This window comes from Janthinobacterium tructae, from assembly GCF_006517255.1.
Taxonomy (GTDB): Bacteria; Pseudomonadota; Gammaproteobacteria; order Burkholderiales; family Burkholderiaceae_D; genus Janthinobacterium; species Janthinobacterium tructae.
On the sequence record NZ_CP041185.1, the window covers coordinates 5,845,287 to 5,859,076 of the forward strand.

The 13,790-nt window shown below is 63.6% G+C and carries 14 protein-coding genes and 2 tRNA genes; 6 read left to right on the top strand and 10 right to left on the bottom strand.

Annotated features, from left to right (window positions below):
- Positions 1 to 80: 80 nt before the first annotated feature.
- The 5 genes from FJQ89_RS25725 to FJQ89_RS25745 form a co-directional block, all read right to left on the bottom strand.
- Entirely contained in the window at positions 81 to 413 is a 333-nt protein-coding gene (locus FJQ89_RS25725; RefSeq protein WP_141172241.1) for a hypothetical protein, read from the bottom strand.
- A gap of 239 nt (positions 414 to 652) precedes the next feature.
- A complete protein-coding gene (locus FJQ89_RS25730; protein ID WP_141172242.1) occupies positions 653 to 1,576 on the bottom strand; it encodes an SAM hydrolase/SAM-dependent halogenase family protein in 924 nt (307 codons plus the stop codon).
- Positions 1,577 to 1,593: 17 nt separating this feature from the next.
- A complete protein-coding gene (locus tag FJQ89_RS25735) occupies positions 1,594 to 4,101 on the bottom strand; it encodes a TonB-dependent receptor plug domain-containing protein (RefSeq protein ID WP_243136267.1) in 2,508 nt (835 codons plus the stop codon).
- Positions 4,102 to 4,295: 194 nt separating this feature from the next.
- Positions 4,296 to 5,060, bottom strand: a complete 765-nt coding sequence (locus FJQ89_RS25740) for a histidine phosphatase family protein (protein ID WP_141172243.1) — start codon at positions 5,058 to 5,060, stop codon at positions 4,296 to 4,298.
- An 80-nt stretch (positions 5,061 to 5,140) separates the two neighbouring features.
- Positions 5,141 to 6,541: an L-cystine transporter gene (locus FJQ89_RS25745; RefSeq protein ID WP_099760137.1), complete on the bottom strand. Its 1,401-nt coding sequence runs from the start codon at positions 6,539 to 6,541 to the stop codon at positions 5,141 to 5,143.
- Between the two features lie 258 nt (positions 6,542 to 6,799).
- Here FJQ89_RS25745 and FJQ89_RS25750 point away from each other — a divergent pair, with 258 nt between their 5' ends.
- Together FJQ89_RS25750 and FJQ89_RS25755 are read left to right on the top strand one after the other, a co-directional pair.
- A complete protein-coding gene (locus tag FJQ89_RS25750) occupies positions 6,800 to 7,177 on the top strand; it encodes a nuclear transport factor 2 family protein (RefSeq protein WP_141172244.1) in 378 nt (125 codons plus the stop codon).
- A 13-nt stretch (positions 7,178 to 7,190) separates the two neighbouring features.
- A complete protein-coding gene (locus FJQ89_RS25755) occupies positions 7,191 to 7,580 on the top strand; it encodes a hypothetical protein (RefSeq protein WP_141172245.1) in 390 nt (129 codons plus the stop codon).
- A gap of 3 nt (positions 7,581 to 7,583) precedes the next feature.
- Here FJQ89_RS25755 and FJQ89_RS25760 read toward each other — a convergent pair whose 3' ends face one another.
- On the bottom strand, positions 7,584 to 8,189 hold the full coding sequence (locus tag FJQ89_RS25760) for an IMPACT family protein (protein ID WP_141172246.1): 606 nt from the start codon (positions 8,187 to 8,189) through the stop codon (positions 7,584 to 7,586).
- Between the two features lie 67 nt (positions 8,190 to 8,256).
- Positions 8,257 to 8,514 carry a hypothetical protein gene (locus FJQ89_RS25765; protein WP_141172247.1) on the bottom strand — a complete coding sequence of 86 codons (258 nt, stop codon included), beginning with the start codon at positions 8,512 to 8,514 and terminating at the stop codon, positions 8,257 to 8,259.
- A 66-nt stretch (positions 8,515 to 8,580) separates the two neighbouring features.
- On the opposite strand from FJQ89_RS25765, the gene FJQ89_RS25770 reads away from it, so the two are divergent.
- Both FJQ89_RS25770 and FJQ89_RS25780 read left to right on the top strand, forming a co-directional pair.
- Positions 8,581 to 9,378, top strand: coding sequence for an AraC family transcriptional regulator (locus FJQ89_RS25770; protein ID WP_141172248.1), 798 nt, complete (start codon positions 8,581 to 8,583; stop codon positions 9,376 to 9,378).
- A gap of 494 nt (positions 9,379 to 9,872) precedes the next feature.
- Positions 9,873 to 10,346, top strand: coding sequence for a hypothetical protein (locus FJQ89_RS25780; RefSeq protein WP_141172249.1), 474 nt, complete (start codon positions 9,873 to 9,875; stop codon positions 10,344 to 10,346).
- A 51-nt stretch (positions 10,347 to 10,397) separates the two neighbouring features.
- Here FJQ89_RS25780 and FJQ89_RS25785 read toward each other — a convergent pair.
- Both FJQ89_RS25785 and FJQ89_RS25790 read right to left on the bottom strand, forming a co-directional pair.
- A tRNA-Lys gene (locus tag FJQ89_RS25785) sits at positions 10,398 to 10,473 on the bottom strand.
- 78 nt (positions 10,474 to 10,551) lie between these two features.
- A tRNA-Lys gene (locus tag FJQ89_RS25790) sits at positions 10,552 to 10,627 on the bottom strand.
- A 120-nt stretch (positions 10,628 to 10,747) separates the two neighbouring features.
- Here FJQ89_RS25790 and FJQ89_RS25795 point away from each other — a divergent pair.
- Both FJQ89_RS25795 and FJQ89_RS25800 read left to right on the top strand, forming a co-directional pair.
- Positions 10,748 to 11,206, top strand: coding sequence for a MarR family winged helix-turn-helix transcriptional regulator (locus tag FJQ89_RS25795; protein ID WP_168208526.1), 459 nt, complete (start codon positions 10,748 to 10,750; stop codon positions 11,204 to 11,206).
- Positions 11,203 to 12,702 (top strand): MDR family MFS transporter, encoded by a 1,500-nt coding sequence (locus tag FJQ89_RS25800; protein ID WP_243136269.1) that lies wholly within the window; start codon positions 11,203 to 11,205, stop codon positions 12,700 to 12,702. Before FJQ89_RS25795 ends, FJQ89_RS25800 begins: the two co-directional genes overlap by 4 nt.
- On the opposite strand, the gene FJQ89_RS25805 is transcribed toward FJQ89_RS25800, so the two are convergent.
- Positions 12,696 to 13,784, bottom strand: coding sequence for an NADH:flavin oxidoreductase/NADH oxidase (locus FJQ89_RS25805; protein WP_141172251.1), 1,089 nt, complete (start codon positions 13,782 to 13,784; stop codon positions 12,696 to 12,698). The genes FJQ89_RS25800 and FJQ89_RS25805 overlap by 7 nt on opposite strands.
- Positions 13,785 to 13,790 lie beyond the last annotated feature (6 nt).

The following is a 13,790-nucleotide window of genomic DNA, read 5'->3' on the forward strand; positions in this document are numbered from 1 at the left end:
GCGCGGCTTGCGCTGCGCCGTGGTATTTCAAGAGCCTTCCGCGGAAGGCTCTTTTTTTGCCTGCCCGCTTGGCCAGGGGACTAACTGTTGCGTGGCGGCGTGGTGCCTGTCCCTGTACCTGTTCCCGGTGGCGTGCCATTTTGAGGCGGGGTGGTGGCGGGCGGCGTGGTCGTGCCATCGGGGTTGGTGGTGGTGCCCGGTGTCATGCCTGGCGTGGCCGGCGTGGTGGTGTCCGGGTTGGTCGTGCCTGTGGTGCCGGACGTGCCGCTGGTGGCGGGCGGCGTTGCCGGCGCAGTGGTAGCGGGCGTGGCGGTGGTGCTGGTGTCGCTGTGTTTGTTGCAAGCGCCCAGCAGCGCACAGACGATGGCGCTACCGAGGACGAGCTTGCTGGTGGTCAGGAGTGGAGCCGTCATGATTGTTCCTTTTCAGTGGAAGACTGTCGTGGAAACGCATGCCTCGCCAGATTGCGTATCTGAAACATGGCTGGCATCGCTTGCAAGGTTTAGAGCGGGTGGGCCGGCACAGGTTCACCGGACTTGCACAGGCGTGGTGCTGGCGGGGGCGGGCAGAGCGCTGGGTTTGACGTAGCGCAAACCCGCAATGGATATGGCCAGTTGGGCCAGGGCAGGATACCCTGGCCGCGCAAGGACATTTATTTTGCCGCAGGGGCCTTGCTCACTTCCACTTCCCAATCCACGCCCGAGGCGACGTGGTGTTGGGCGGCAAAGTCACCCTGGCTGATGGCCACGGCCACGTCGAGCAGGCTGTTCAGGTAGACCAGGGGCTTGCCCTTGGCGACGCCGCCAAACGTGTGTTCGAAGGGCGCCGTGACCTTGGCCACTTGCTTGCCCTTGTGCAAGATGCGCACTTGCAGCGGGTCATGCAGTTTTACCTGCAATTCGTCGAGCAGCGATTTCGGAATATTCGTCCATACATTGCCATATTTCACGTCCAGCACGGGTACGATGCCGCGGATGGTATTGCCGTCGCGTACAGGTTTTTGATACGCGATTTTCACCACGGATTCGCTCGGCAATTGCGGGCCCACCTGTTCATAGCTGATGGCGCCCGAGGCCAGGCGCGCACCGACATACGCGTACACGTCGCGGCCATGGAAGGTGTACGACTCGGCGGAGCCAGCCAGGCGGTTGACCTTCTCATCGATTTCGCGCAGTTCGGCTACGCCGTCGCGCTCGGCGATCAGGGTGAACAGGCCATTGTCCGGTCCCACGAAGTAGCGGCCACCCTTGGTTTTCAGCACCACCGACTTGCGGTTGGTCCCCACGCCAGGATCAATGACGGAAACAAACACCGTGCCTTGCGGCCAGTAATTGGCCGTCTGGTACAGGCGGTAGGCACCCAGCCAGATGTCGTAGTCGGGAATCTGGTGCGTCAGGTCCGAGATGGTGAGCTGGGGATCGACGCCATAGGCGACGCCATGCATGGCGGACACGGCGCCGTCGGCCGTGCCGAAGTCCGTCATCAGTACCAGCGGTGCGGCAGCCTGTGCGGGCGACAGCAGAAGCGCGCTCAGGCAGGCACCGGCGACGAGGTGGGAGATGCGTTTGATGATCATATGCTCTTTCCGTGACTTTAAAACGTGTAGTTCAGCTTGGCGTAGAAATACGCGCCATTGACGCCGATGGGGTTGATGAAATTGTAAGGCAGGGCGCCGCCATACGTGGCGTTATTCGTCTGGCGCACGCGTTGCGGATAGCGGTCGAGGATATTGTTGCCGCCTACGCTCACCGTCAGTTGCTTGCTCAGTTTTAACTGGCCTTCCAGGTCCAGCGACCAGACCGCGCCGAAGCGCTGCGCGGGAATACCGTCGATCAGGGGCGCATCGCTGTCGTAGGAAAAATCTTTCAACTCGCCGAAGCGCGTGGCGCGCGCCTGCACGCCCCAGCCGGCCGCTTGCCAGTCGGCGCCGAGGATCAATTTGCTGGTCGGTGACGCATGTTTGATGCGGAACAAACTCGTCTCCGTCAGCAGGGTCAAACTCGGATCGATATTGGCCAGCGTAGCGGAACTCTGGCGTACCTTGTCGAGACTGGTCTTGTTCAGGTTCAGCGCCGCATTCAGGTTCAGCTTGCCTGACGTGAAGGCCAGGTCGTGATTCAGCACCACGTCCAGACCCTTGGTACGTGTGTCGAGCAGGTTGGCCAGGTAGGCCACGGACTGGATGTCGCTGCGACCATTCGCGGCCAGGTAGGCGGTGACGGCGTCGCTCTGCAAGTCGCTCGAACGCGTGATGCGGTCGCGGATGCGGATCACATAGGGGTCCACCGTCACGCTGGTGGCGGTCGCCGGTTTCCAGGCCAGGCCCAGCGAGACGTTGGTCGATTTTTCCGGTTTCAGCTGTTGCGCACCGAAGCTGCGCGCCAGCGGGTCGCTGGCCGGCAGCAGGGCCGCCGTTTGCAGGGCCGTGCCATCGGCATTGAAGTTCAGTGTGGCGAAGCGAAAGCCCGTCTGCACGAGGGCCGGCGCGCGGAAGCTGTTCGACAGTGAGCCGCGCACGAGAAAGTTGTCCGTCACTTTATAGCGCGTGGACAGTTTGCCCGTGCTGGCGCTGCCGAAGTCGCTGTAGCGGGAATAGCGGGCGGCGGCGCCTACCAGCAGGCGCGGCGTGAGGTCGCTTTCCACGTCCGCATACACGGAGCGGATTTGCCGGCTGCCGTCGTAGGCGTCGGATGGGCGCAAGCCCGGTCCGGCCTGCGCGCCCGGTGGCGCGTCGGTAAAACCGCCGGCCGCATATGAAGCGGGGTCGCCGGCCGAGCTGGTGTAGGTTTCGCGCATCCATTCGGCGCCCACTGCCAGGCTCAAAGGGGCGGGCAAACCGATGTCGATGCTGCGCGTGGCATCGAGGTTCAAGGCGTTCTGGCGGAAGTCGAAGCCGGCCAGCTTGAAACGCGTGGGGCTGGCCGCGCCCAGCGAAGCGTTGACGGAGTGGCTCACGCCGTAGTCAAAGCGGTCGCTGCCGTGGCGCGCGCTGGCGTCCCAGTTCCACTCGCCCGCGCTGCCGCGCACGCCGGCCACGATGCTGAGGTCGCGCTTGTCGCCGTTGGTGACGGGGCGGTAGCCGTTCGGATACAGGGCCGGCACATTCGACGGGTCGCCCGGATAGCGGAAGTAGGCGCTGCCGTCCGATTTGCGCTCGTTGAGGGTGGCAAACGAGTACAGGTCCAGGCCATTGGCCAGGGTGAGCTGGGTGTTGTAGAACAGGTAGTTGTTGCGCTGGCGCGAGTCGCCGGACTTGAACACCACCTTGCCATCGAGCGCCTGGTCGGCCGGCGTGAAGTTGTAGGAAGTCCAGCCCGCGTCGCTGGGGCCGGCCCGTTCCGTTGGCGAGCGGCGCCGCGTTTCCGCGCCGAAGCGGAAGAATCCCGCCTCGCCCAGCGGCACGCCATAGTCGGCGTTGACGATGACGGTCTGGCCATCCGTCAGGGTTTGATCGGTCGGATCGAAATGCGTGTGGTTGGCGCCATAGCTGAGGGAGGCGGCGCCGCCCGTGCGGGCTTTTTTCAGCACGATGTTGATCACGCCCGCGACGGCATCGCTGCCGTACTGGGCACCGGCGCCGTCGCGCAGGATTTCGATGTGGTCGATGGCGTTCGGCGCAATGGCGTTGATGTCGACCGGTACGGTGCCGGCGAAGCTGCTTTCCGTGTCGAGCACGGCGCTCGTGTGGCGGCGCTTGCCGTTGATCAGCACCAGCACCTGGTCGGGCGCGAGGCCCCGCAGCTGGATGCCGCGCACGGAGTCCGACGCGCCGCTCGACTCGATGCGGGGGAAGTTGATCGACGGCGACAGGTTTTGCAGGGCCGCGCCCACGTCGCCCGTCGACAGCGCGTTGCTCACTTCGCGCGCGCCGAAACGGTCGATGGGCACGCTGCTGTCGAACACCGTGCGGTTGCGCGCGCGCGAGCCGACGACGGTGACCTGGTCGATGCTGGCGCTGGCCGTTTCATTGGCGCTGCCGGTGGTGGCTTGCGCATCTTGTGCCCAGGCGGACGGTGCGCCCAGCATGGCGCAGGCCAGCACGATGGCGCGCAGCGGCGTGGCGGGAGTGGCAGATACAGGATAGAAGTGGCACGTATGCACGGCGTGGTCCTTTGGGCTCGATTAGTGTTGGTGTGGAAACAGTTGCCATGAGCTTAAGGGAGGCTCCCGCCGGCGCTAACGATTCTTTCTGGATATGCTTATGCTGTTGTTTTTATGCCGCCAGGAACGCAGCAGGGAAGGCGTGATGTAGGCAAGGCGTGCTGTCGATAGCGTCCACGCATGCCTCCGAAGTATCAGGATTTGGGCGCGGCCGGCATGTCGGGCTGGGCCGTGACAGGGGTGCCGGCCGCTTCCAGCGGCGCGACGAAGTTGCACAGGTCCAGCTGCAGCTTGCCGTGCCTGCCCAGGGCGGGATTGAAGGCGTACGAAGTGATGCCGCAGTTGGGCACGTCGGCAGCCTTGTCGATGGCCAGGATGGCTTGCTCGTCGCAGCGTTCCAGCAGGTAGCGGAAACAGTTGACGATGACCTGGTGGCCGACAATCAGCACCCGTTCGCCCCGGTATTCGCGCGTGATGGTGTCGAGCACGCTGCGCAGGCGCAGGATGACGTCGCACCAGCTTTCGCCGCCCGGTGGACGGAAATAAAATTTACCGACGTGCTGGCGCTGCTCGTACAGTTCCGGGTACTTGCTGGCAATGCCGTGCACGGTCAGGCGGTCGAGAATGCCGAATTCCTTTTCGCGCAGGCGTTCGTCGGCCACCACGGAGGCGAGGCTGTCCGCATCGATGCGCGCCAGCACGGCTTGCGCCGTCTGCTGCGCCCGCACGTAGGGCGAGTACAGCACGACGGTCGGTTGTTGTTCAGGGGGGAGGGTGGCGAACCAGTCGCCCAGGGCTTGCGCCTGGCGCGCGCCCAGCTCGGAGAGGGAGACGTCGACATCGCGCTCGGCAATGGCGATCAGTAACTGTTTTTCCGCTTCGGCGGCATCGCGCGCCACGTTGCCGGCGCTTTGGCCGTGACGCACGATCCAGATGTGTTGCGGCCATTTCTGTTCCATCGCCTTGCGCCTTCCTCTGTATTTATTATGAGTAAATATAGAGAAAAGCGGCAAGGCGCGGCGCGCCGGTGGATGGCTTCTTAGGCGGCGTGTTCCGCTTCGTCCAAGTCGGGTGCGTCGTCGCTGTTGTAGACGGCCAGGTCGGTCTGTCCCATGACCCTGCTGGTGACGGTGCCGGCCGTGATCGAGCCGCTCACATTCAGGGCCGTGCGGCCCATGTCGATCAGCGGCTCGACGGAGATCAGCAAGCCGGCCAGCGCGACGGGCAAGTCCATCGCCGACAGCACGATCAGGGCGGCAAACGTGGCGCCGCCGCCCACGCCGGCCACGCCGACGGAACCGATGGTAATGATGGCCAGCAGCGGCAGCAGGAAGCTGACGGTGAACGGGTCGACGCCGACGGTGGGGGCGATCATCACGGCCAGCATGGCCGGGTAGATACCCGCACAGCCGTTCTGGCCGATGGTCGAGCCGAACGAGGCGGCGAAGTTGGCGATGCCTTCCGGCGTGCCCAGGCGCTGGGTTTGCGTCTGCACGCTCATCGGGATCGAACCGGCGCTCGTGCGCGAGGTAAACGCGAAGGCCAGCACGGGGAAGACTTTTTTCACGAAGCGCAGCGGGTTCAGGCCCACGCCGGCGATGATGGCCAGGTGCACGAGGAACATCAATATCAGCGCGCTGTAGGAAGCGACGACGAAGTTGATCAGTTTCAAGATGTCCGTGTAGCTGGACGACGCCACCACTTCAAACATCAGCGCGAATACGCCGTATGGCGTCAGGCGCAGCACCAGGGTGACCATGCGCATGACGATGGCGTGCGCCACTTTCATGAAGCTTTCGAAGGAAGCGAAGATTTCCGGCTTTTTCGCCGCGATGCCCGTGGCCGAGATGCCGATGAAGATGGAAAACACCACCACGGCGATGGTCGACGTCTTGCGCGCGCCCGTCATGTCGAGGAAGGGGTTGGTCGGCACGAAGCTGACCAGCAATTTTGGTAATGACAGGGCTTTCGCCGTTTCCAGCGAGCCTTGCAGCTGCACGCCGCGCGCCACTTCGGCGGCGCTCGAGGTCAGGCCGACAGCCGTCAGGCCGAACAGCTTGGCCATCAAGATGCCCAGCGCGGCGGCGATCGTGGTGGTAATGAGCAGGGTGCCGATGGTCAGTGCGCTGATCTTGCCCAGGGAACTCGCATCCTTGAGCTTTAAAATGGCGGAAATAATCGAGACCATGATCAGCGGCATGATGATCATCTGCAACAGTTTGACGTAGCCGCTACCGACGATGTCGATGTATTCATTGGTGCCCGCGATGATGGGCGAACCGGCGCCATACAGCGCTTGCACGGCCGCACCGAGCAGCACGCCCAGGCCCAGGCCCGTGAAGACGCGCACGGTAAACGTCGCGTGTTTGCGTTGCTGGTGGAACATGAAGGCGAAGACGAGCAACGCAACGAGCAGGTTCAGAATGATGTTAATTGCCATGAAGGGGGCCTTATCTTGGTTTTATTCGAGACTGCGGAGAGCACTTTACTACAAGTCATTGCTGCCCCAGCCTGGGGCGAAAGGGCAAGCACTGTACAGTACTATGGGGGTGTTTTACGCAGTACTGCTGCGAATATTACGCTATATAAATATGCTCCACAGGCATAAGCCTTCGGGATGATTGTGAAATTGGCTATTTCGTGCCAGCATGGTTTTCCCGTTTGCTAATATGCGCGCGTTATTTTAATAAGGAAAAAAATGAATGCTTTAACGGAAGTACAAGTGCTGGATGCGGAAGAGCGCTTGCGCCTTGCCATGATGGCCTCCGACGTGGCCACGCTGAATGCCTTGCTGGCCGACGAGTTACTGTTTACCAATCACCTGGGTCATCTGCTGAGCAAGCATGCGGACCTGGCCGCGCACGAGCAGCGCCTGCTGGCCATCACGGACTTGCGCGCGTCCGAGCGCCATGTGCGCATCAACGGCAACGTGGCCGTGGTCTCCGTGCGCATGCAGCTGACGGGCAAGTATCACGACGTGGAAACGCATGGCGACTTCCGTTTTACGCGCGTGTGGACGCAGGATGCGGCCGGCGCGCTGCAAGTGATCGCCGCCCATTCGGGCGTCGTGGCTTGAGGAGCAGGATTTAGTGGATCATCGTTCCAAAGGGCAGCTGTTTGAAGCTGTCATCGCAGCCGGCCCGGCCACGCTGGCCATCACGGCCGGCTATCCCGTGCTCTTGTACAACCTGGTGCGCACCTGGGCCGACGCCCCCGGAGACCATGCCCTGGCCGCTCTGCTGCTGACGGGCGGCCTGTGGACCTTGCTGGAATTCTGGCGCATCGCCCTGGCGACGGTGGCGCGCAAGGCCTATGTGTTCAACTGGCGCTTCTGGCTGGCCATCGCCGCTTTTCTTGCCTGCTTCGTGCGCTTTGTGCCGGACATGCCGGCCGGACTGATGCTGGTATTGATGGTGCTGCCTGCGCTGGCGTGGACGCATTTCATTTTGCTGCAGATCAAGCGGCCGCGCGACTTGTAAGGCTTACTCTTCCTCTTCGGCTTCTTCCTTCAGCCAGTGGATACGCCCATTGCCCGCCTCATGCAGATGAGCGAGCAGGGCGGTGGCCGCCGTTTCAGGCAGGCTGAAGTCGAACAGCACGTTTTCGCCGTGCGCCACGTTCAGCAGCGTGGCGCCGGCACCGTCGAGCTCGCGGCGCAGCATGCCTTCCATCGCATACGGCACCGTGCAGCGCAGGGACCTTTGGCGCACGATGGCCGTCTTTTCCGCCTGCAGCAGCGCTTGCGCCACGCTGTCCGTGTAGGCGCGCACCAGGCCGCCTGCGCCCAGCTTGATCCCGCCGAAGTAGCGCACGACGGTCGCCAGCACGCCTTCCAAGTCCTGGTGGCGCAGCACGTCGAGCATGGGCCGCCCTGCCGTGCCGCTCGGTTCGCCATCATCGACGGCCGCCGACTGCCCGCCCGCCAGCAGCGCCCAGCACACATGGCAGGCGCCCGGATGCTGGGCTTTCAAGTCATTGACCACCTGCTGCGCGCTGGCGCGGTCCGTCATCGGCTGCACGCAACCGATGAAACGGCTTTTCTTGATGATCAGTTCGCTGTGGACGGAGGTGGCAATGGTAAACGGCATGGCGGGTGCGAAGGCGGGCAAAGCAGCATGATAGAGGAAATGCGCGCCGGCGACGAGCCGGTACCTCCTACTTGCCCGATGGCGACACGAGCGCGCGCAGCGCCGCGTCGCGCACCTGCACAATGTCGAACAGTCCCAGCGCATGCAGGGCGGGCAGGGCGTCCACAATGTCGCGCTCGGCGATGGCCTTTTCGTCGATGCTGCTGGCGTCGTCCAGCCACAGCCGGGCATTGGCGAGAAAAGCGCCCACCGTGCCCTTGCGCACGGTGACGCCATTGAACTGGCCCTGGTTTTGTTGATCGGCTAATACGTCTTCTGCACGCATGGTGAACTCCTGAAGGTTGGAAAGACTTCACTGTATGATGGCCGGATTGTCTTGCCTGCGTTGTTTATGTCATTCGATACGTCAAATCCGTCAATCTTGCCACCGCAGCGATTGCTGCGTGCCGTGCGCATTGCCCAGCCGCAGGAACGGGTGACGGCGGCGCATTGCCATGCCAGCGGCCAGCTGTTCGGCGCCATGCGGGGCTTGCTTTCCGTTGCCGCCGACAGCGGACAGTGGGTGGTGCCGGCCAGCCACTGCGTGTGGGTGCCGCCCCATCACGTCCATGCGCTGCGTTCGCATGGACCGTTTGCGGGCTGGAGCGTGTATGTGGACGAGACCAGCTGCGCCGGCTTGCCCGCCGCGCCTTGCGTGATGCGCGTCTCGGGCTTGCTGCGCGAGGCGGTGGGCCGCGCCAGCACCTGGGACGAGGGCACGCTGGACATGCGGCAGGCCCGCGTGGCGGGCGTGATCCTCGACGAGATCGCCGCCGCGCCGCACGAATCCTTCGGCTTGCCCCTGCCCACGGACCCGCGCCTTGTGCGCGTGGCGCGCGCCGTGCTCGATGACCTGGCCGACGAACGGGGCGTGGAAGCACTGGCCGCCTGGGCCGGCGTCTCGCCGCGCACCCTGGCGCGCCGATTCACGATCGAGACGGGTTTTGCGCCCTCCGCCTGGCGCCAGCGCGCCCGCATCCTGCGCGCCCTGGAATTATTGGCCGCAGGCCAGCCCGTGACGACGATTGCGCTGGACCTGGGCTACGACAACGTCAGCGCCTTCATCGCCATGTTCAAGCGCGTGATGGGGGTGACGCCGGGCAGGTATGGGGAAGGGCATGGCAGTGAATCGAGCAATATCGGTATTTAATAAAGCGCAACTTGCTGCCGATGGAGGCGGCCAAGGATGAAATCGTGTACGAATGCCGGACCTGACTCCGGCCCCGCAGGCGCCCGGATGCTGCGCCTTCCAATCGTTGACCACCTGCTGCGCGCTGGCGCGGTCCGTCATCGGCTGCACGCAGCCGATGCAAGGGCTTCTCCTGATGATCAGGCCGCTGTGGAAGGGGGAGGCGATGGTTAGCGGCATGGCGGGGACGACAGCGCGCAAAGCAGCTTGATAGGGGCAATGCGCGTGGCAGGGAGGGGGGCGAGGATGGCGCATCCGCTTCCCGCCTTGCGGCCTGTTCATTGGCTTTCGCTGTTGAAAAAGATGCAGCGATTGTTGTTATTTATGCAGTGACAATCCGTTAGCTTTCAGCCTGAAAAAGCGAGGAATATCTCATCTGTGGCGCGACGGCAGCGTGCCATGTGGCGCAAGGATCTGCTTCACGCGGCTACTTGCCGCTCATGAAAGGGGATGTCATGTCACATGTATGGATAGGAAAGTTCGATGGCACGATGCAGTGCGACAAGGAATCGCCCAGCATTCCACTGGGCGAGATGCGCGAACAGCTGGCGCGGCTGATCGGGGACGCCGCCATCCTGAACGCCAAGCGCACCGAGCGGCCGATGCCGCAATTGTGCGGCCTGCCCAGCGGGGTCATCAATGCCTATGAAATTACGGCGGCGGGCTGGCAGCTCCTGTGTGACGGCGTTGCAGGCAAGCAGGGTTTCTTTCGTCTCGACCAGTTGGAGCAGTGCAGTGCGGAACAGGTCAATGTCAGCCGCCTGATCGGGACGTTGACGGCATCGCCACCTCACGCCGTGCGCGACCTGGTCGGTCATCCGCTGCGCGTCTACCAGTCCGGCGATGGGCTGACCAGGGATTGGCGCCCTGAACGTTGCAATATCGAAACTGACAAGGAAAGCCGTATCGTCAGTGTGTGGTTCGGCTAGGCAATAACAAAAAAGCCCACGAACCGGGTTCGTGGGCTTCTCTGAAGTATTTGGTAGGCCGTGCGGGATTCGAACCTGCGACCAACGGATTAAAAGTCCGCTGCTCTACCAGCTGAGCTAACGACCCAAAAACTTTGACTACTTACTGCGGTAATACTGTGCGGTGATGCTTGCCATGAAGACTTGCAAACGAACCACAAATTCTTGGTAGGCCGTGCGGGATTCGAACCTGCGACCAACGGATTAAAAGTCCGCTGCTCTACCAGCTGAGCTAACGACCCAAGGGCGGCTATTATGACGGCCAACGGCGGTTTTGGGAAGGGCGGGAATGGAAAAAAGCCTTGCATGGTGTCCGGGTGCGGCATAATATAGGTAGATAGCCTACCTACTTATATATGCCCATGTCCACTGCCGAAGAACTTCCCATCCCCGAACGCGCGCTGGCGCTGTCCGATGAATTGCGTACGGCGTTCAAGCGTCTGCTGCGCTCCATGCAGCGCGAAGGGGGCGAGCTGGAAGGCAGTGTGTCGATGATGCAATACATGCTGCTGGCCCTGATCCACGAGCAGCCCGGCATCGGCGTGGCCGCGCTGGCGCGCCTGCAGAATGTGCGCGGCCCGACCGTCAGCGCGCAGGTCAAGTCGCTCGAAGAAGCGGGGCTGGTCGAGCGCAGCGCGCCCGATCCGCAGGACCGCCGGCGTTCGGGCCTGCAGGTGTCCGCGCATGGGCTGGCCATGCTCGAAACTCTGCGCGCGCGCCGCCGCGATGCGCTGGCGCGGCGCATCGCCCGTCTGACGCCGCAGCAGGTCGATGCACTGGCCGCCGCCATGCAGCCGCTGCTTGAGATAGGCCAGGCATGAGCGGCCCCGATCACGCCACAGGCGCAGAAAAAGACGCGGCCAAACCCGTCACCGAACGCGAAGTGCGCGCCATCTACCTGGGCCTGATGGCCGTGCTGGGCCTCGGTGCGCTGGACCAGAGCATCGTCGCCACGGCCTTGCCGCGCATCGTCGATGACCTGGGCGGCATGGCGCATTTGTCGTGGGTGGTGACGGCCTACGTGCTGGCCTCGACGGCCACCATGCCCCTGTACGGCAAGCTGGCCGACCAGTACGGCCGCCGTCCCATGATCTTCACGGCCCTGCTGACCTTTTTGCTCGGTTCCGTGCTGTGTGGATTGGCGCAGAACATGACGGAACTGATCATCTTCCGCGCCATCCAGGGTCTGGGTGCGGGCGGCTTCATGCCGCTGGCGCAAATCATTATTGGCGACATCGTGCCGCCGGCCGAACGGGGCAAGCGGCAGGGCATGGTGCCCATCGTGTATGCCGTCACCAGCGTGCTGGGCCCCGTGCTGGGCGGCGTCATCACGGATGCCCTGTCGTGGCACTGGATTTTCTATGTCAACCTGCCCATCGGCGCGGCCGCCTTTGTCATCATCGCGCGCGCCATGCGCAAACCCGCGCGCACGCATGCGCACCAGATCGACTACCTGGGGTCGGCATTGCTGACGGGCGCCATCACGGCGGCCCTGCTGGTGCTGGCGCTGGGCGGCACAGAGTGGTCGTGGGATGCCTTGGCCATCAAGGTGTGCGGCGGCATTGCCGTGCTGCTGGGTATCTGGCTGGCCTTCCACGTGAGCCGCGTGGATGAACCGGTGCTGCCACCCGACCTGTTCGAGAACCGCACCTTCAATATCGCCAGCCTGGTGATGGCCATGACCTTCATGGGGCTGATGGGCGCCAGCGTCTTCTTTCCCCTGTTCTTCCAGCTGGTGATGGGCACCAGTCCTGCCGAATCGGGCGTGATGACGGTGGCGATGATGGTGGGCCTGGTGGCGTCGTCGATGTTCAACGGCCGCGTGTTGTCGCGCTCGGGCAAGTACAAGATGGTGCAGGTGGCGGGATTGGCCGTGGCGGTGCTGGCGTTTGCCGTGCTGGCCTGGGCCATGGCAACGTCGCGCGGGTACTGGATCATCGAGCCGGCCATCTTCTTCCTCGGCACGGGGCTGGGACTGGTGATGCCGAACATGACGATTGCCGTGCAAAATGCCTTGCCGCTGGCGCGCCGCGGCGTGGGCACGGCCATGCTGGCCTTTTTCCGCTCATTGGGCGGCTTGCTGGGCGTGACGGCGTCCGGCGCCATCCTGGCGCACCAGTTGCAGCAACATGGCGTGGAAGCCGTCTCGGCGCTGGGCGCGCATGCGGCGGTGCAGACGGTGGATGTCTACCGCCATGCGATCGCCAGCGTATTTGGCGCCGGCGCCGTGCTGCTGCTATTGGGTCTGGTCTTCCTGCTGTTCCTGCCGGAACTGCCCCTGGAGGGGCATCCGGCAACGCTCAACGATGATCAATAGCGTTCGAGCCAGTGCGCGTACGGCGCCGGCATCACCCACGAGGCGCGCTCGACGCCGAGTTCCTTGGCGGCAAAGTATGCCCAGTGCGGATTGGCCAGGTGCGCCTTGCCGACCATCACCACGTCCAGCTGTTCTTCCTTGACGACGCGCTCGGCAATCGCCGGCGTGCCGAAGCCCCAGGCGGATGAGACGGGTACGCCCGCTTCGCGGCGGACTCTTTCCGCAATCGGGCCCATGAAGGCAGGGCCCCACGGAATCGACACGTCGGGAATCGTGAAGCCCATGCTGACGCTGAGCATATCCATGCCGGCCTCCTTGAATTGGCGCACCAGGCCGATGGATTCGAGCAGGGTTTGCTCGTCGCGGCCGTCGAATTCCAGCACGCCAAAGCGGATGGTCAGCGGCAGGTGCTCGGGCCATACGGCACGCACGGCTTTCAATGTTTCCAACAGGAAGCGGCTGCGGTTTTCCACGCTGCCGCCATAGATATCGTCGCGCTGGTTTGAGTGGGCGGAAAAGAAGCTTTGCGCCAGGTAGCCGTGGGCGAAATGCAGTTCCAGCCATTCGAAGCCCACTTCGCGCGCACGCACGGCCGCATCGACGAAGTTCTGTTGCACGCGGGCGATATCGTCAAGGTCCATGGCGCGTGGCACTTTCGGCAGGCCGCCGCCAAAGGCGATGGCGGACGGCGCGATGGTTTGCCAGCCGCGCGCGTCGCCTTCAACAATATGGTCATCGCCTTCCCATGGACGGTTGGCGCTGGCCTTGCGGCCCGCGTGGGCGATCTGGATGCCGGGCACGGAGCCGGCCGCCTTGATGGCTTTCACGACGGGCACGAAGGCTTGCGCCAGGTCATCATTCCAGATACCCGTGCAGCCGGGCGTGATGCGGCCTTCGGGCGCCACGGCCGTCGCTTCGACGATCACCAGGCCGGCGCCGCCGCGCGCCATGCCTGCATAATGCGACAGATGCCAGTCGTTGGCCTGGCCATCGACGGCCATGTACTGGCACATGGGTGGCACGGCGATGCGGTTGCGCAGGGTGATCTCTTTAAGACTGAATGGTTGGAAGAGGGCGGACATGGTGGC

Coding starts and splice junctions, on each gene's coding strand:
- FJQ89_RS25725 (WP_141172241.1), bottom strand. CDS start 413: ATGACGGCTCCACTCCTGACCACCAGCAAGCTCGTCCTCGGTAGCGCC.
- FJQ89_RS25730 (WP_141172242.1), bottom strand. CDS start 1,576: ATGATCATCAAACGCATCTCCCACCTCGTCGCCGGTGCCTGCCTGAGC.
- FJQ89_RS25740 (WP_141172243.1), bottom strand. CDS start 5,060: ATGGAACAGAAATGGCCGCAACACATCTGGATCGTGCGTCACGGCCAA.
- FJQ89_RS25745 (WP_099760137.1), bottom strand. CDS start 6,541: ATGGCAATTAACATCATTCTGAACCTGCTCGTTGCGTTGCTCGTCTTC.
- FJQ89_RS25750 (WP_141172244.1), top strand. CDS start 6,800: ATGAATGCTTTAACGGAAGTACAAGTGCTGGATGCGGAAGAGCGCTTG.
- FJQ89_RS25760 (WP_141172246.1), bottom strand. CDS start 8,189: ATGCCGTTTACCATTGCCACCTCCGTCCACAGCGAACTGATCATCAAG.
- FJQ89_RS25765 (WP_141172247.1), bottom strand. CDS start 8,514: ATGCGTGCAGAAGACGTATTAGCCGATCAACAAAACCAGGGCCAGTTC.
- FJQ89_RS25770 (WP_141172248.1), top strand. CDS start 8,581: ATGTCATTCGATACGTCAAATCCGTCAATCTTGCCACCGCAGCGATTG.
- FJQ89_RS25780 (WP_141172249.1), top strand. CDS start 9,873: ATGTCACATGTATGGATAGGAAAGTTCGATGGCACGATGCAGTGCGAC.
- FJQ89_RS25795 (WP_168208526.1), top strand. CDS start 10,748: ATGTCCACTGCCGAAGAACTTCCCATCCCCGAACGCGCGCTGGCGCTG.
- FJQ89_RS25800 (WP_243136269.1), top strand. CDS start 11,203: ATGAGCGGCCCCGATCACGCCACAGGCGCAGAAAAAGACGCGGCCAAA.
- FJQ89_RS25805 (WP_141172251.1), bottom strand. CDS start 13,784: ATGTCCGCCCTCTTCCAACCATTCAGTCTTAAAGAGATCACCCTGCGC.